This window comes from Priestia megaterium (assembly GCF_041941685.1).
GTDB classification, from domain to species: domain Bacteria; phylum Bacillota; class Bacilli; order Bacillales; family Bacillaceae_H; genus Priestia; species Priestia megaterium_C.
The window spans coordinates 4,878,088-4,894,138 of sequence record NZ_CP130958.1; the positions used below are offsets into that span (position 1 = coordinate 4,878,088).

Annotated in this window: 18 protein-coding genes and 1 tRNA gene; 1 reads left to right on the forward strand and 18 read right to left on the reverse strand. The window is 39.0% G+C overall.

Annotation, left to right across the window (positions count from 1 at the left end; translation table 11 throughout):
- Positions 1 to 97: 97 nt before the first annotated feature.
- From gap to Q5794_RS25925, 6 genes are all read right to left on the reverse strand, one after another.
- Positions 98 to 1,105, reverse strand: a complete 1,008-nt coding sequence (gene gap / locus Q5794_RS25900; RefSeq protein ID WP_013059702.1) for a type I glyceraldehyde-3-phosphate dehydrogenase — start codon at positions 1,103 to 1,105, stop codon at positions 98 to 100.
- Positions 1,106 to 1,151: 46 nt separating this feature from the next.
- Entirely contained in the window at positions 1,152 to 2,180 is a 1,029-nt protein-coding gene (locus tag Q5794_RS25905; RefSeq protein WP_215054802.1) for a sugar-binding transcriptional regulator, read from the reverse strand.
- 133 nt (positions 2,181 to 2,313) lie between these two features.
- Positions 2,314 to 2,562 carry a glutaredoxin family protein gene (locus Q5794_RS25910; RefSeq protein WP_215054803.1) on the reverse strand — a complete coding sequence of 83 codons (249 nt, stop codon included), beginning with the start codon at positions 2,560 to 2,562 and terminating at the stop codon, positions 2,314 to 2,316.
- Between the two features lie 12 nt (positions 2,563 to 2,574).
- Positions 2,575 to 3,885 (reverse strand): RNA polymerase factor sigma-54, encoded by a 1,311-nt coding sequence (rpoN, locus tag Q5794_RS25915; protein WP_374988551.1) that lies wholly within the window; start codon positions 3,883 to 3,885, stop codon positions 2,575 to 2,577.
- Positions 3,886 to 4,171: 286 nt separating this feature from the next.
- Positions 4,172 to 4,846 carry a hypothetical protein gene (locus Q5794_RS25920; RefSeq protein WP_215054805.1) on the reverse strand — a complete coding sequence of 225 codons (675 nt, stop codon included), beginning with the start codon at positions 4,844 to 4,846 and terminating at the stop codon, positions 4,172 to 4,174.
- Positions 4,847 to 5,047: 201 nt separating this feature from the next.
- Positions 5,048 to 5,119 (reverse strand) — tRNA-Arg (locus Q5794_RS25925).
- A gap of 220 nt (positions 5,120 to 5,339) precedes the next feature.
- Here Q5794_RS25925 and clpP point away from each other — a divergent pair.
- Positions 5,340 to 5,927, forward strand: coding sequence for an ATP-dependent Clp endopeptidase proteolytic subunit ClpP (gene clpP / locus Q5794_RS25930; RefSeq protein WP_215054806.1), 588 nt, complete (start codon positions 5,340 to 5,342; stop codon positions 5,925 to 5,927).
- Between the two features lie 34 nt (positions 5,928 to 5,961).
- Here the strand turns inward: clpP and Q5794_RS25935 are convergent, their stop codons facing one another.
- The 12 genes from Q5794_RS25935 to hisB all read right to left on the reverse strand — a co-directional run bounded on the left by Q5794_RS25935 (position 5,962) and on the right by hisB (position 15,983).
- Positions 5,962 to 6,219, reverse strand: a complete 258-nt coding sequence (locus Q5794_RS25935) for an HPr family phosphocarrier protein (protein ID WP_215054923.1) — start codon at positions 6,217 to 6,219, stop codon at positions 5,962 to 5,964.
- 25 nt (positions 6,220 to 6,244) lie between these two features.
- Complete coding sequence (whiA, locus tag Q5794_RS25940) at positions 6,245 to 7,189, reverse strand: DNA-binding protein WhiA (protein WP_374988552.1); 945 nt, start codon at positions 7,187 to 7,189, stop codon at positions 6,245 to 6,247.
- Positions 7,190 to 7,222: 33 nt separating this feature from the next.
- Entirely contained in the window at positions 7,223 to 8,209 is a 987-nt protein-coding gene (gene yvcK, locus Q5794_RS25945) for a YvcK family protein (RefSeq protein ID WP_013085391.1), read from the reverse strand.
- A complete protein-coding gene (gene rapZ / locus Q5794_RS25950) occupies positions 8,206 to 9,099 on the reverse strand; it encodes an RNase adapter RapZ (protein WP_074896323.1) in 894 nt (297 codons plus the stop codon). The genes yvcK and rapZ overlap by 4 nt, the downstream gene beginning before the upstream one ends.
- Before the next feature lie 41 nt (positions 9,100 to 9,140).
- A complete protein-coding gene (locus Q5794_RS25955; RefSeq protein WP_013059712.1) occupies positions 9,141 to 9,599 on the reverse strand; it encodes an 8-oxo-dGTP diphosphatase in 459 nt (152 codons plus the stop codon).
- 303 nt (positions 9,600 to 9,902) lie between these two features.
- Positions 9,903 to 10,856, reverse strand: coding sequence for a thioredoxin-disulfide reductase (gene trxB, locus Q5794_RS25960; RefSeq protein WP_013059713.1), 954 nt, complete (start codon positions 10,854 to 10,856; stop codon positions 9,903 to 9,905).
- A gap of 111 nt (positions 10,857 to 10,967) precedes the next feature.
- Positions 10,968 to 12,470 (reverse strand): lipopolysaccharide assembly protein LapB, encoded by a 1,503-nt coding sequence (locus Q5794_RS25965; RefSeq protein WP_215054808.1) that lies wholly within the window; start codon positions 12,468 to 12,470, stop codon positions 10,968 to 10,970.
- Between the two features lie 181 nt (positions 12,471 to 12,651).
- Entirely contained in the window at positions 12,652 to 13,275 is a 624-nt protein-coding gene (hisIE, locus tag Q5794_RS25970; protein ID WP_013059715.1) for a bifunctional phosphoribosyl-AMP cyclohydrolase/phosphoribosyl-ATP diphosphatase HisIE, read from the reverse strand.
- A complete protein-coding gene (gene hisF, locus Q5794_RS25975; protein ID WP_192997124.1) occupies positions 13,272 to 14,030 on the reverse strand; it encodes an imidazole glycerol phosphate synthase subunit HisF in 759 nt (252 codons plus the stop codon). Before hisF ends, hisIE begins: the two co-directional genes overlap by 4 nt.
- Entirely contained in the window at positions 14,030 to 14,764 is a 735-nt protein-coding gene (gene hisA / locus Q5794_RS25980; protein WP_215054809.1) for a 1-(5-phosphoribosyl)-5-[(5-phosphoribosylamino)methylideneamino]imidazole-4-carboxamide isomerase, read from the reverse strand. The genes hisF and hisA overlap by 1 nt, the downstream gene beginning before the upstream one ends.
- Complete coding sequence (hisH, locus tag Q5794_RS25985; RefSeq protein ID WP_215054810.1) at positions 14,751 to 15,398, reverse strand: imidazole glycerol phosphate synthase subunit HisH; 648 nt, start codon at positions 15,396 to 15,398, stop codon at positions 14,751 to 14,753. The genes hisA and hisH overlap by 14 nt, the downstream gene beginning before the upstream one ends.
- The gene (gene hisB / locus Q5794_RS25990) at positions 15,399 to 15,983 is read right to left on the reverse strand and encodes an imidazoleglycerol-phosphate dehydratase HisB (protein WP_013059719.1); all 585 of its coding nucleotides are present in this window, start codon (positions 15,981 to 15,983) and stop codon (positions 15,399 to 15,401) included.
- Positions 15,984 to 16,051 lie beyond the last annotated feature (68 nt).

Here is a 16,051-nt window from a genome sequence, read left to right on the forward strand (position 1 = left end):
TATTATAGTCGTTCTATTTTCAGATATCCAATAAAAAAGGAAAGTCTAGTCGATTTCTGTCTTATTGAATAAAATAGAAGCGAATTTTAAGTTATTCTTATAGTCCTTTAGCAGCGATGTATTGAGCAAGGTCTACTACACGGTTAGAATATCCGCTCTCGTTGTCGTACCAAGAGATAACTTTAACCATGTTACCTTCCATTACCATTGTAGATAATGCATCGATTGTAGAAGAGTTGATGTTACCATTGTAGTCACCAGATACTAGTGGCTCTTCGCTGTAACCAAGGATACCTTTAAGATCGCCTTCAGCAGCTTCTTTAAGAGCGTTGTTTACGTCCTCAACAGTTACTTCTTTGTCAAGTTCAGCAACTAAGTCTACTAAAGAAACGTTTGGAGTTGGAACACGCATAGCTCCACCGTTTAATTTACCTTTTAATTCAGGTAATACTAGAGATACAGCTTTAGCAGCACCAGTTGAAGTTGGGATGATGTTTTCAGCAGCTGCACGAGCACGACGGTAATCTTTGTGTGGTAAGTCTAAGATTTGTTGGTCGTTTGTGTAAGAGTGAACTGTTGTCATCATTCCGCGTTTAAGACCGAACTTGTCATTTAACACTTTAGCAAATGGCGCTAAGCAGTTAGTTGTACAAGAAGCGTTTGAAATTACGTTGTGGTTAGCCGCATCGTATTTGTCTTCATTAACACCCATTACGATTGTGATATCTTCGTCAGATGCTGGAGCAGAGATGATTACTTTTTTAGCTCCTGCTTCTAAGTGTTTCGCAGCGTCAGCGCGTTTTGTGAAGAATCCAGTAGATTCAACAACGATTTCTACGCCTTGTTTGCCCCAAGATAATTGAGCTGGGTCACGTTCAGCAGAGATTTCGATTGTTTTACCGTTTACTACTAAGTTGCTACCATCTACTACTACTTCTGCATCTAATTTTCCGTGTACAGAATCATATTTTAAAAGGTGAGCAAGCATGTTAGCATCTGTTAAGTCGTTAATTGCTACTACTTCAACGTTATCATTTTTTAAAGCTGCACGGAATACGTTACGGCCGATACGACCAAATCCGTTAATACCAATTTTTACTGCCATGGGTATTTCCTCCTTGAATGTAAAAAGTATTTTTTTATATGAGGGATTAATTAAAATCCCTTACTAACTCTTTTGCGGCGCCTTCATCTGTAATGAGAATCGAATCATGCGCTTGTTGCATAAACGCTTTAATTGCCTTTGCTTTTGATGAACCTCCTGCAACAGCAATAACACATTTATTGTTCTTTAAATCATCGAGTTGTATGCCAACTGTTTTAACTTTATGAACAACTTCGCCTTGATGATTAAAATAGTATCCAAATGCCTCACCTACAGCATGTCCATTTTTCACTTTTTCTAAGTCTGCTTGTGGTGTTTTACGGCGTTCTGCCATTGTCATAGCGTCTCCTATTCCGTGAACAACCATACCAGCGGACTTAATTAAATGAAGCATATCTTTAATAGATGGTTCACCGATAATGGATCGGTATGCTTCATCGCTAAGCTGATCTGGAACATGAAGCAAGCGATAGTGACTCATGGACTTTTCAGCCATCTTAGCACAAATCGTATTTGCTTGGTTTTGTACATTTTCACCTAGCCCTCCGCGAGCAGGTACAAAAAGTACATCAGGGTGTTTTAAATCAGGTGACATCATTTCAGCAACGGCGGCAAGCGTGGTACCACCTGTAACAGCAACGGTATTTTTTTTACCAACAAGGCGCTCCTTGATACACGAAACAGATGCTCGACCCATTTCATTTTTGACCCAAGGAGACTGATCACTATCTCCAGATACAACAACAACTTCTGATAAAGAAAACGCCTCTTTTAATGTTGTTTCCAATAATCGAAGTCCTGAAACTTCCTTCATTACTTCTTCTAATTCAGCCAGAAGGAGTTCTCCCTCATTTGTAAGCGTCATTCCACTAGGGTAAATGTCAATCAAATCTTGTTCTTTTAAGAATGTTACTTCGCTTCGTAACACACGCTCTGTTAGCCCAAGGCTTACAGCTAAGTTTCTGCGGCCAATCGGCTGCATTAAACGTATGTATTGCAAGATTTGATAGCGCTTTTGCATAACTGAGAGAAGTTCAGGTAATAATTTTCGTTGTACTTCTATTAAAGAACGCATGTTAAAATCCCCTTAAGGCATAAACTCGTTGGACACATTTTGTCCCGCATAGACATATTATGTCCCACCTTGCGCAAAAAAAATTCACCCTGCTACAAAGTCTATTCTAACAGGAGTGAATCCTTTATTCAACTCATGTGTTGCCTATTTTTAAAAGTAAGCGTTTTCTTAACGGAATACCTGTTATTTTTCCATATTCCACTTCTTCTCCATCCATTTCTACTACAGGAATGGCAAGGTGATACTTTTCCAGCCACTCATCGTTTTTGTAAATATCTCGTTCAATAAGCTGAAAGGGAAACTCCGACTGCAGCTCTGCAAGCAGCTTCTTTGCATCATCGCATAAGTGACAGCCATTTTTGGTATACAGTACGACTTTCACATTCCCACTCCTTTACTGCGTGACAAAAAGTTTTCGTTGACTGGATGGTAGAACGTTTAATTGATCTCGATATTTGGCTACCGTTCTTCTTGAAATAGTAATGTTATAATTGCTTTGCAAGACGTTAGCCAACTGCTGATCTGAAAGTGGACGCTGTTTGTTTTCTTCTGCTACTAGCTTTTTAAGCAGTTCTTTTACGTGAGTTGTAGAAGTCGCTTCGTTGTTGCCCAGTTGAATACTAGTTGAGAAAAAAGATTTCATTGAAAAGGTGCCAAAAGGCGTTTGAATATATTTGTGCCGAGTAGCACGGCTAATTGTTGATTCATGCACAGACGTTTGTTCCGCTACTTCCTTCATTGTTAACGGCTTCAAATACGAAGGACCCTTTTTAAAAAATGCTTCTTGTTCAACGAGTAAGGTATTCATTAATGCGTTTAATGTATCTTTGCGTGTGTGTAAACTTTTCATAATCCATTGAAATTCACGATATTTCTCTTGTAAATAAGAAAACATTTCTTGGTTCTGCCTATTTTTCAGCTGAAGTTTGTATTGTTCATTCACTGAAAGACAAGGTTCCAAATCCTCATTTGCATAAGCAACGACATTTCCATCTTCAATTTTTACAATAAAATCCGGTACAATGAATCGTTCATTGGACTTCATATAAAACGATCCAGGACGAGGATTTAATTTCTTAATCTGTTCATGTAATTGTTGAAGAGCTTCAAGTGAGATTTGACATAACTTTGAGATTTTCATCCATTTTTTATACGCAAATTCCTCAAAGTGGTGTGTCAAAATTTGCTCTATTTTTTCTGTCCATTGATTACTTCTTTTTAATTGAAGCATTAAGCACTCTTGTAAACTTCTCGCTCCTACTCCTGCCGGGTCCATCTGCTGCACAAGCTGGAGAGCCTTTTCAACCTGCTCTTGACCTTGGCCAAGCTGGTTAGCAAGTATGATTAACTCATCGTGCAAATAGCCAGCATCATCCAGACTATGAATAACAAACTCAACGGCTGCCTGCTCACATTCATCTAATTTTAATAATGCGGATTGATTCATTAAATGTTCGTACAGCGTTTCTTTAGGAGCTGGTATACTGCTCATATAATCTGTTGAATCAGAAGTTGCATGATTTTTTTGATTGTGAGATGTATAGACGGGCAGCTCTGAAAAATCTATAAGCGGATTTTGAAGCGCCTGCTCATGTAAAAACGCTACAATATCCATCGATGAATATTGTAAAAGAGAAATAGCTTGTGATAATTCTTTTGACATCGTCAGCTTTAACGACTGCTGCTGAAATAATCCAATCTCCATTATTTCTCCCCTCCCCTTCATCTATTTTACTATAAAAACGCTTTCAAAGAGCATGTAACTATTTTTTATATGTAATTTTTTCATTAAAAAATCTCCGTCAACCTTTGTTAACGAAGCGGTTCATCCTGTTTTTAATTACTAACCATCAAAAAAGTAATAGAGCTATGCACCTTTATAACTTTTCATTATAATTCACACCAACCACATGATCCGAGTAAAAATCCGACATGACGTTTTCTTCGTCATGTCGAATTTTCTGCATGTGTATAATATATAGAAGAATTACTTATTGAATGGTTTGTGCCATTTGCATAAACTTGTCCAAGTTTTCTTCGTCGTTTTTCGTGAAGATGGTTAGCTTCATTGGTTTCTTTCCTTTAACCAACACAGCGTTTACCGTATGATCGTCAGATGTGGCTTCATACCAAACAGAATCTTTGAAGATTCCATTCTCTTCAAGATTCTTTTTCTCTGCTGCATTTTTATTAACTGCTGTTGCCGTTTGTTTAACAGATTGAGCAGCGTCGTCCATCGATGCTTCTGATGAAAGCATTTCGATACGCATAAATTGAGAATCATCTGAAGTTAATACTAACGCATCTTTTCCTGGTTCTTCACCCGTTAGTTTATAACCGTCCATTACTTGAATAGAATAATCTTGTTCTGGGCTTTTTGTTAGTTTTGTTTCTGAAGAAGACGTTGACTGTCCATCTTCCGCTGTTTCGCTAGTTGATGATTGACTTCCTGAAGGTTTGGCTGAGACCTCGGAAGAATCCCCATCTTTTTTCGAATCTTCTTTTGCAGCGCCTGATGTTTGATCAGATTTAGAAGCTGTGTCCTGCTGAACATTTTCTGCTTGATCATTAGACTTCGGCTGAGCAGAATCTTCGTTCGTCCCGCATGCAGACAGCAATAGTGCTACCGATGCACTGACAATGAAAAGTTTGTTCATATATTTCATATTTATTCCTCCTCCGTGTTTCTTTTCCTTATATACTGTTTTATAGTATTCTGACAAATTCCGCAACCGGTACAATGGAATTAATTTCTTGCTTCCTTACGCGTATAAAGTGTTATAGGAGGAAAATAAATATTATTTTTTGAGAAGATGAGCCTTTTTACTCAAAATAAAAAACGTTGCGTAATCCGCAACGTTTTAAGACGCCCTCGACAGGATTCGAACCCACCCTAAGAGAACCGGAATCTCTTGTGCTATCCACTACACTACGAGGGCATATTTGTCACAACTTCCATTATAGGAGAGAAAACTTCTCTTTTCAATAGAATACTACGTTTATTTTTTTTAGAAGGGGGAAAAATTTTAATAATGTCAAAGAGGAATACATAGTCTTTTAAGCGAATATGTGTAGTAGAGGTTCTTTTGTTTGACCTTTATTGACCATACGTGTATTATAGGTACATAACAAATTATTCTTGTTAAGGAGGAATTTAATATGAACTTAATTCCTACAGTTATTGAACAAACAAACCGTGGTGAACGTGCTTATGACATTTATTCACGTTTATTAAAAGACCGCATTATTATTTTAGGTAGTGCTATTGACGATAATGTAGCTAACTCAATCGTTTCTCAGCTTCTATTCTTAGCTGCTGAAGACCCAGAAAAAGATATCTCACTTTATATCAACAGTCCAGGTGGCTCTATTACAGCTGGAATGGCTATCTACGATACGATGCAATTCATTAAGCCAAAAGTCTCTACAATTTGTATCGGTATGGCTGCATCAATGGGTGCTTTCTTACTGGCTGCTGGTGAAAAGGGCAAACGTTTTGCTCTTCCAAACAGCGAAGTAATGATTCATCAACCTCTTGGTGGTGCTCAAGGACAAGCTACTGAAATCGAAATTGCGGCAAAACGTATTCTATTCTTACGCGAAAAACTAAATTCAATTTTAGCTGAGCGTACAGGTCAACCGTTAGAAGTGCTACAACGTGATACAGATCGTGATAATTTCATGACTGCTGAACGCGCTTTAGAATACGGCCTAATTGACAAAGTATTAGAAAACGACTCTAAATAAGAAAAAAGCCTTTCCCATTGTGGGAAAGGCTTTTTTATGCATCGTTCTCTACGTAAGCTGCTAACGCATCCATTGCTTCTTTTTCATCTACCCCTTCAACAATGAGCGTAATAAGAGAACCATTATTAATCGCTAAGCTCATTAACCCCATGATACTTTTAGCGTTGACTACTTTCTCATCTTTCTTCAAGTACACATCAGATGTAAAACGAGTTGCTTCTTGCACAAATAGTGCCGCAACACGAGCTTGTAATCCCGTTTTTAATTTTACTTCTACTTGTTTTTCCATGATAAAATCCTCCCCCTTGCAATTCCCCTTATGTGACTGGCTGACCGGCGCGAAGCTTGTCTGCTATTTGGTCAATTTTACGCAAACGATGGTTAATGCCCGATTTGCTAATTTGACCTCCAGCTACCATCTCACCAAGCTCCTTTAACGTAACGTCTTGATATTCCACACGCAAACGAGCAATTTCTCTTAGCTTTTCTGGTAAGATGTCTAATCCAGCTGTTTCATCAATATAACGAATGTTTTCCACTTGACGAATAGCTGCTCCGATCGTTTTATTTAAGTTAGCTGTTTCACAATTAACTAAGCGATTAACGGAATTTCGCATATCTCGGACGATTCTTACATCCTCAAACCGCAAAAGGGCGTTATGGGCTCCAATGATATTTAGAAACTCCGTAATTTTTTCAGCTTCTTTCAAATAGTTAATATAGCCTTTTTTCCGCTCTAATGTTTTACTATTCAATTGAAATTTGTTCATTAAATTGCATAAAGCTTCGTTATGCTCTTCATACAATGAAAAGATTTCAAGATGGTACGATGATGTCTCCGGGTTATTAATAGAGCCGCCGGCTAAAAATGCGCCTCTTAAGTAGGATCGCTTACAGCATTTCTTTTGTACTAGCTCTGGTGAAATACGATGTGTAAACGTGAATCCTTCTTCTACAATTTTTAAGTCTTCCAAAAGCATTCTCGTTTTCTCTACTAATCGAACAATATACACATTGTTTTTCTTCAACCGCATTTTCTTACGCACAAGCAGTTCTACTGACACATCATAATTTTTCTTAAGCAAGACATAAATGCGTCTAGCAATCGCTGCGTTTTCTGTTTGAACATCAACTGTGAATTTTTTATTCGAAAAAGAAAGTGAACCATTCATTCGAATTAATGCAGAGAGCTCTGCTTTTGCACAGCAATCTTTGACTTCTAAATTCGTTAACTCTTTTTTTGTTTCTGATGCAAATGACATAACTTCACCTCCAATCTACATACGGAAATAGTGTTAAACACCCGTATTCGCTTTACCTTGCAGCGATGTCAGCATAGAATACACAAGCTTTGCTACTTTTTTTGTATCATGCCTAATTACGCTGCCGTCATACTGAATAATTTGATCTTCAATCACTTCTAACCCTAATTTTAGCAATACTTCACGATCATATTCTACAGGCTGAGCCTGCTCTACTTGATATTTCTTTTTCAAGGGTGCTGGAATAGGTGCATTATTGACGATAATCGCATCTAAAAACGCACACGGCATATGATTGTAAAGCGCTTTAATATGATCACTTGCTTTAAACCCTAATGTCTCACCCGGCTGCGTCATCACGTTGCATACGTACACTTTCTTTGCTTTTGTCGAACAAAGCTCGTTACAAATATCCTGCACCAGTAAATTCGGCAAAATACTTGTATAAAGGCTTCCAGGTCCCAATACAATTAAATCAGCGCGTCGAATAGCTTTTATTGTCTCGACAAGCGGTTTCACATCGGCAGGCGATAAAAATACTTTATTAATTTTTTTATTGACTTCTGGAATTTTAGATTCACCTGTTACGATGGATCCATCTTGCATCTCCGCATGCAGCACAACACTTTGATTAGCTGCCGGAAGCACTTTCCCTCTGACGTTTAGTACTTTGCTCATTTCTCGTATAGCATGCACAAAATCGCCAGTAATAGACGTCATAGCTGCAAGCAACAAATTGCCCAGAGAATGGCCTGTAAGCTCATTCCCTGTATCAAATCGATGCTGAAAAAGCTCTTCAACTAGTGGCTCTACATCAGATAAAGCAACTAGCACATTTCGAATATCACCAGGAGCAGGGATTTCAAGTTCATCGCGCAATCGGCCAGAACTTCCCCCGTCGTCTGCTACGGTTACGATGGCTGTAAGATCAAGAGGGTATTCCTTCAACCCTCTTAACAGCACTGGTAAACCCGTTCCTCCCCCAATGACGACAACTTTTGGAAGCTGTTCACTGCTCATCTATGATTTTCCTTTCTCCTCTCAATGTCACGATGAGAAATATGGGTTTTGTATTCATTCTGGAAATGGTGACCTAAATATTCAGCTAATGTAACGGAGCGATGCTGTCCGCCTGTGCACCCTATAGCAATGACCAGCTGGCTCTTACCTTCTCGCTTGTACTGTGGAAGCATAAACGAAAGTAAGTCTACTACTTTTTCAATGAACTTTTGAGTTTCCGTCCATTTTAATACGTAAGAAGAAACCTCTTCTTCCAGCCCTGTTTTAGGACGCATATGGTCAATGTAGTGAGGGTTTGGCAAAAAGCGCACATCAAAGACTAAATCAGCGTCAATAGGCACCCCGTATTTAAAACCAAACGACATCACATTAACAGTAAAAACTTGTGAAGCGTGCGACGAAAACTGAGTCAAAATCTTTTCTCTAAGCTCTCTTGGCTTTAACTCTGACGTCTCATAAATAAGCTGAGCTCTTCCTTTTAACTCCTCAAGCAACTCTCTTTCTATCCCAATCCCTTCTAGCGGTAAACCTGAAGGAGCTAGCGGATGTGAACGTCTCGTTTCTTTGTAGCGCGTCACCAATACAGAATCTTTTGCATCTAAAAATAAAATTTGTGGCGTGACCCACGTTGTTTCACTCATGTTATCCAATGCTTCAAATAGGCTTTCAAAAAATTCTCTGCCTCGTAAATCCATAACAAGAGCAACTTTATTCATTTTATTCCCTGACTCTTTCATGAGTTCTAAAAATTTCGGTAGCAATGTAGGGGGTAAATTATCTACACAAAAGAACCCTAAATCTTCAAAACTCTGAATTGCTACTGTTTTTCCTGCACCTGACATTCCAGTAATAATCACTAATTGAATATCGCTTACAGACCCAGTACTCATTTTCCATCCCCCTCAATCTATACATACATGTCTATTTGTCATTAACAAGGATCAATTCGATAAGATAATAACTCAAAATCCGTTGTATACGTAAAGTTGCCATAAATAACACCCGATCCTTTTGCTACATAATCGATAATGTGATGATCTCCCGGTGCCATCGGCAATTCACTTACTTCACTCAAATTATGCCAACCGAGTTTGCCTTCTTCTGATTCTAGCACATTTGTCCCATCAAAATCTGTAGCAAAAAAAGTAAACATCATCCACTCAGATGAAATTTGATCGTTTTCTTTCATCGTAAAAGTAAAGATACCTTTTACAGTGGGATTTTTCAAATAAATTCCTGTTTCTTCACGAAATTCTCTTACAACAGAGTCTTTTACAGATTCTCCTTGCTCCATTTTCCCACCAGGGGCCACCCACCAGTTTCTTCGTGGCTTTTGAAGCAACAATACTTTATCGTCTTTCATTAATACACAATTTGTGACCCTTTGCATGTTTTCCACCTCATTGTATGTATACTGACATTTTCTTTTATTATACTACGAAACAAACTTCTCTCACAACGGAGATGAACTAACTATTACTAAATTTTCTGAAAATAATCCCTTGCTGTTATATACGTAAATTCAATCTGTTATAGTCAAAAAAAAGAGGCATAGGAACACGTCCTATGCCCGACACACATATATTTTATAAAAGGGGGTCAATTACTATCTATATAGTACCCCATCAATGTTTCACAGGTGTTACAGAACAGTTAAAACCGAATTACGTTTTGTAAAAGATTGATTTCAGCTTTATTGCTGAATAGCTTTTAACTTTTCTTTTAACTCTTCTACATAGTGCTGAGCCGCTTGAGCAGCAATACTTCCATCACCTGTAGCTGTTACAATTTGACGAAGAGCTTTTTCACGAACATCTCCAGCTGCGAACACACCTGGTACTTTTGTTTCCATTTGCTCGTTCGTTTCAATATATCCTTCTTTATTCGTGATGTTTAGGCTTTCGAATGGTTTTGTTAGTGGAACCATTCCAACATAAATGAATACGCCGTCCGCACCGAACTCGCGCTCTTCACCTGTTTTTGTGTCTACTAACGTTACGCTGCCTACTTTACCGTCTTTTTCATTTACTTCTTTGACCGTTGTATTCCAAATAAAATCAACTTTTTCGTTGTCAAATGCACGCTGCTGTAGGATTTTCTGCGCGCGAAGCTCATCGCGTCGGTGAATAATTGTTACTTTTGTTGCGAAACGTGTTAAATATACGCCTTCTTCAACTGCAGAGTCTCCACCGCCTACAACGACTAGCTCTTTACCTTTAAAAAATGCGCCGTCACATACAGCACAATAAGATACGCCGCGGCCGCCTAGCTCTTTTTCTCCTGGCGCGCCTAATTTTTTATATTCTGCACCAGTAGCAACGATTACTGAACGTGTTTTATATTCTTTGCTGCCTGCACGAACTGTCTTGTATTCTTCTCCGTCGATGATTTCTTTAATATCACCGTACGCATATTCCGCACCGAATTTTTTTGCATGCTCAAACATTTTGTTAGAAAGGTCAGGACCAAGGATATGGTCATAACCTGGATAGTTTTCTACATCTTCCGTATTAGCCATTTGACCGCCTGGAATTCCGCGTTCAATCATTAGTGTTGATAAATCTGCACGAGATGTATATACAGCAGCAGTCATACCTGCTGGACCTGCCCCAATAATAATGACATCATAAATTTTTTCTTCTGTCATTGCTTTACACTCCTTTTAGGAAATTCCTTCGTAGTTGATTCCAAATTTATGGATAATTATTTCGTTACCACTATCCTAATATGTTCTTCCTATCATCGTCTATTTTTTTGCTCAATTTAATAACGTATTCACAATTTTACTGTACTTTCTAACTGTAGCAGCGGAAATGGAATATTGTTTTGCCGCATCGGCTTGAGTAATAGCCTGCCTTTTTTCTTTCGCCCATATATATGTGACGGCTGCAGCCCATGCATTTACGTTCACATGCTGAAAATCATAGGATTGTTTATATACCTGTACATATACATAAAACCAAAAGCTTAAAAGATCCTGGGTATCACTTTCATTCTGCGATTCCATCTCCAGTTCAATAACATCTGCCACCTCAAAAATCACATGTTGTTTATCCTGCCATACATACGTATATACTTCATCCAAAAGTGTACTCATATGTATGGACGACTTAATTTCTTCTAAAAGAAGCAGACGCTGCTGTTCAGGAAGCTTTTTTGCCATATACAAGCTGTAAAGCTGATCGTGAATATTTTTTGTTGCACACTTCTTTTTCGCTGTAACATCCACTTTCGATTGAAAAACCTTCGCAGCTTTTTGACTGATGTGCCAAGGCTCCTCTCCTTCTTTATCAGGAACGTCTTCCAATGCCAGCTTCCACATTTCTTTAGCGAACGCTTCACGTCCGGTATAATAAGAGGCATATGAGAGCCAATAATGAAATGAGTTGTCTCCTTGAAACCCTTGTGTATAAAGCTTTTTTAACCATCTGTATGATAGTTTGTATTGACCAATCAATGCAAATGTTGCTCCAAGCTTATAGCGGTGTTCAAATGACATTGGATAAACGCGGCTAAGCCCGTCTGTAAGCTCTTCAACTTCTTTATGCTTGTGGCAATAATAATAGAAAATCAGCTGATTGCATAACGCATGAAGGTTTCCAGGGTTTTTCTCCAATACTTCATTCAGCAAATCCATTGCCTCATCAATTTTATTTAAATAAAAATAAGCTAACGCTAAATTATTATATGCAGACCAGAATTCTGGATACTCATCAATTATTTCAGTTAACAAATCCACTGCTTCTTCAAAATTCGTTGCTTCAAGCAGTCTTTTTGCTTGTTCTTGTTTTATAATCAGCATGTCGCCTAGCTGATTTTTAGGCTCTTCATCTTCTTCATCCACATCAATTGATAGTAAATCTAACAGATCTGTAGCTGATCGAAAGAGGTCACCATTTGGAAAATGCTCAATGTAATACATCGCGTATTTTTTTGATTCTTCAAACAGTCCAAGATGCGCATAGCTGTTGGCTATATAGTAGTAACAGCTTCCTAATGTATCGTCCATATGATGAATCACATGGAGAAAAAGCTCGTTGGCATCTTGATAATCTCCGCGCTCCGTTAAAGCTACTCCAACGTTTGTAAGAAGCTGTGGATTACGGGCATTTTCTTTGTTTGCACGCGTTAAATACTTGAGCGCTTTATCCGACTCCTCTTCTTCAAACGCCTGCAGCGCTTTTTCGAAATAGAAGTCACCCGTTTGCGAAAATGGAATTACTTGTGCCATTTTTTGAATTACTTTTGAGTGTTTTTCCATTAAGCCCTCCAAATAAGTTGATAATTTCGACGTTCGTAGTATATCACATTTGCCAAGAAGTTTAATACCTCTATTCAAAAAAGGAGCCTGTAAGCAGTCGTTTCTTGACACAAATAAGAGAAGGTTTTGCCTCTTTTATCTAAAATGAGACAACTCCTTCTCTCCTTTCACTATGTAGCTATTAGCTAGAGTGACGCTCTTTTAATACTGATAGGACATCGTCTAAAGGCAGCTTTTGCTCACGAAGTAAAACAAGTACGTGGTACAATAAATCTGCAACTTCCCACTTCAGCTCATCATGGTCACGATTTTTTGCTGCAATAATCACTTCACCAGCTTCTTCTCCTACTTTTTTGAGGATTTTATCTACGCCTTTATCGAATAAGTACGTCGTATAAGCTCCTTCTGGCATTTCAGCTTCACGCTTAGCGATTACTTCTTCTAGCTCATTAATAATAGCAAACCGATTATCGTTTTGTTTATTTTCGCCAAGAATTGTTTCATTAAAACAGCTGTAAGCCCCCGTATGACAAGCAGGACCTTGAGGCTCCACTTTTACAACAAGAGAATCAGCATCACAGTCATATGCCATGCTCACAATTTTTTGTGTGTTTCCAGAGGTTGCACCCTTGTGCCACAACTCTTGTCGAGAACGGCTGTAAAACCATGTTTCACGTGTATCAATTGATTTTTGAAGTGATTCTTCGTTCATATAAGCCAATGTTAAAACTTCTTTGCTCACAGCATCTTGTACAATAGCTGGCACAAGTCCATCACTGTTGAATTTAATGTTTTCAATCGTCATCGAATGCTCACTCCTTGTTGTTTTGCATAGCTTTTAATTTCTTTTACAGATGTTTCTTTATAGTGAAAGATCGAAGCCGCCAAAGCCGCGTCAGCTTCTCCTTTTTCAAACGCATCGACAAAATCTTGACCATTTCCTGCGCCCCCAGAAGCAATAACAGGAACGCTCACCGCTTGGCTGACTGCTTTGGTTAATGCTAAATCAAACCCTGACTTTTCGCCATCTTTATCCATACTCGTTAACAAGATCTCACCCGCACCGCGCTTCACTGCTTCTCTTGACCAGTCGATTACTTCCCAGTCCGTTGCGTTGCGGCCTCCGTGTGTATAGACTCGCCATGATTGTAAACTTTCATCGTACTTAGCATCGATGGCTACCACAATACACTGAGCTCCAAAAAAGTCGGACCCTTCTGTAATCAGTGCTGGATTGAGTACGGCCGCTGTATTTAATGACACTTTGTCTGCACCAGCACGAAGCATTCTCTTCATATCTTCTAATGCATTAATTCCTCCGCCCACCGTAAAAGGAATCGCTAGCTGAGATGCTACTTCTTCTACAACATGTACCATTGTTTTGCGTCCTTCATGAGAAGCAGAAATATCTAAAAAGACTAGTTCGTCTGCGCCTTCTTCATCGTAAAATTTCGCCAACTCTACAGGATCTCCTGCATCTCGAAGTTCCACAAACTGAACTCCTTTTACCACACGGCCGTCCTTTACATCTAAACAAGGAATGATTCGTTTTGTAATCATTACGCTTTCACCTCTTGAAGTGCTTCAGCTACTGTAAACTTATTTGTATAAAGTGCTTTCCCTACAATCGCACCAATAACGCCGTCAGCTTCATATTTCTTTAGTGCATCTAGATCAGCAAGCTTACTAACTCCCCCTGATGCAATCACACCTTTTCCAGTAGCCTTAGCCATTTCAGCAATTCCTTCCACATTAGGACCAGACAGCATACCATCGGTAGAAATATCTGTGAAAATAAATGTTTCCGCACCAGCATTAGCCAATTCTTTTCCTAGTTCTGTCGCTTTGATTGTAGATGTTTCCACCCAGCCTTCCGTCGCAACATAGCCATCACGTGCATCAATACCAATAGCAATACGCACACCATATTCCTTCAGCATTTTTTTCACAAATTCAGGATTAGAAATAGCTGCACTTCCTAAAATAACGCGGTCGATTCCATTTTCTAAATAGTAAGCAACGTCAGCTTCTGAGCGAATGCCTCCTCCAATTTGCACACGTACATTTAATTTCTTTTTCACGCCCAGCACAAATTCATCATTCACGCGCTTGGCCGCTTTTGCGCCGTCTAAATCAACCATGTGAATCCACTGAGCGCCTTCACTTGCGAATTGTGCGGCCATATCTACCGGAGAATCTCCGTACACCGTTTCTTTTGTGTAATCTCCTTGAAGCAAACGGACGCACTTTCCTCCGCGCATATCAATGGCTGGATATATTTCAAATTTGCTCATACGATGGGCTCCTTTTCTCTACGAAGTTTGCATAATTTTGCAGCATTTGCATTCCGATTGCACTGCTTTTTTCAGGGTGGAATTGAGTGCCAAATACGTGTTCTTTTCCAACAACTGCTGGAACTTCAACATCATAAGGACTTGTTGCTAAAAGCACGTCTTGGTCATTTGTTTTTACGTAATAAGAGTGAACAAAGTACACGTGACCTTCACTGATTCCATCAAGCAGAGCAGACTGCTGATGAAAATTTAAAGAGTTCCAGCCCATATGCGGAACTTTATATGTCTGTCCTTCGGCAGTAACGCCGGGAATACGCTCGACTCTCCCTTTTAACAGTTCCAGCCCTTTTGTTACGCCGTTCTCATCGCTTTCTTCAAATAAAAGCTGCATACCTAAACAAATTCCAAGCAAAGGCATTCCTTTTGCTACTTCTTCTTTAATAAAGTCCGTCAGCTTTGTTTGATTCAGCTGTTCCATCGCATCTTTGAATGCTCCAACTCCAGGAAGAATCAGCCCTTTTGCCTTTCTTAGTTCTGCAGGATCTGCGGAGATAATATAGTCATAGTTTAATCGTTCAAGAGCTTTACTTACGCTGTATAAGTTGCCCATCCCATAGTCGATAATTCCAATCATTTACAACATCCCTTTCGTCGAAGGCACACCTTTGACACGCGGATCAATCGTTGTCGCTTCGTCCAAAGCACGTGCTAAAGCCTTAAATACCGCTTCAATAATGTGGTGTGTATTTTTACCGTAGTGTACAATTACATGTACATTCATGCGAGATTCTAATGCAAATTTCCATAAAAATTCATACACAAGCTCTGTATCAAATGTACCGACGCGCGACGCGGGAATGTCACCTTTAAATTCAAAATGAGGACGATTGCTTAAATCCACTACAACTTGAGCCAAAGCATCATCCATTGGTACAAAAGCATTTCCATAGCGCTTAATTCCTTTTTTATCACCGAGCGCTTCTTTGAACGTTTGACCAAGGCAAATACCGATATCTTCCGTTGTATGGTGATCATCAATCTCCGTGTCTCCATCTGCTTTTACATCAAGGTTAAACTGTCCGTGTTTTGTAAATAAATCGAGCATATGATTTAAAAAAGGAACGCCTGTATCAATGTTCGCTTTTCCTTCTCCATCGATTCCAATCGCTAATGCAATATCCGTTTCGTTTGTTGTACGTTTAATACTTGACTCTCTCATTGTGAAACTCCTTTCAACTGTGCATGTAATAAGTAAAGAAAAGAACATTTCTACTCTTTTCTTTTAAT

What these genes read in the sequence shown, in the direction of transcription:
- gap (WP_013059702.1), bottom strand. Translation starts at nt 1,105, where the DNA reads ATGGCAGTAAAAATTGGTATTAACGGATTTGGTCGTATCGGCCGTAAC.
- Q5794_RS25905 (WP_215054802.1), bottom strand. Translation starts at nt 2,180, where the DNA reads ATGCGTTCTTTAATAGAAGTACAACGAAAATTATTACCTGAACTTCTC.
- rpoN (WP_374988551.1), bottom strand. Translation starts at nt 3,885, where the DNA reads ATGGAGATTGGATTATTTCAGCAGCAGTCGTTAAAGCTGACGATGTCA.
- Q5794_RS25920 (WP_215054805.1), bottom strand. Translation starts at nt 4,846, where the DNA reads ATGAAATATATGAACAAACTTTTCATTGTCAGTGCATCGGTAGCACTA.
- clpP (WP_215054806.1), top strand. Translation starts at nt 5,340, where the DNA reads ATGAACTTAATTCCTACAGTTATTGAACAAACAAACCGTGGTGAACGT.
- whiA (WP_374988552.1), bottom strand. Translation starts at nt 7,189, where the DNA reads ATGTCATTTGCATCAGAAACAAAAAAAGAGTTAACGAATTTAGAAGTC.
- yvcK (WP_013085391.1), bottom strand. Translation starts at nt 8,209, where the DNA reads ATGAGCAGTGAACAGCTTCCAAAAGTTGTCGTCATTGGGGGAGGAACG.
- rapZ (WP_074896323.1), bottom strand. Translation starts at nt 9,099, where the DNA reads ATGAGTACTGGGTCTGTAAGCGATATTCAATTAGTGATTATTACTGGA.
- Q5794_RS25955 (WP_013059712.1), bottom strand. Translation starts at nt 9,599, where the DNA reads ATGCAAAGGGTCACAAATTGTGTATTAATGAAAGACGATAAAGTATTG.
- trxB (WP_013059713.1), bottom strand. Translation starts at nt 10,856, where the DNA reads ATGACAGAAGAAAAAATTTATGATGTCATTATTATTGGGGCAGGTCCA.
- Q5794_RS25965 (WP_215054808.1), bottom strand. Translation starts at nt 12,470, where the DNA reads ATGGAAAAACACTCAAAAGTAATTCAAAAAATGGCACAAGTAATTCCA.
- hisIE (WP_013059715.1), bottom strand. Translation starts at nt 13,275, where the DNA reads ATGACGATTGAAAACATTAAATTCAACAGTGATGGACTTGTGCCAGCT.
- hisF (WP_192997124.1), bottom strand. Translation starts at nt 14,030, where the DNA reads ATGATTACAAAACGAATCATTCCTTGTTTAGATGTAAAGGACGGCCGT.
- hisA (WP_215054809.1), bottom strand. Translation starts at nt 14,764, where the DNA reads ATGAGCAAATTTGAAATATATCCAGCCATTGATATGCGCGGAGGAAAG.
- hisH (WP_215054810.1), bottom strand. Translation starts at nt 15,398, where the DNA reads ATGATTGGAATTATCGACTATGGGATGGGCAACTTATACAGCGTAAGT.
- hisB (WP_013059719.1), bottom strand. Translation starts at nt 15,983, where the DNA reads ATGAGAGAGTCAAGTATTAAACGTACAACAAACGAAACGGATATTGCA.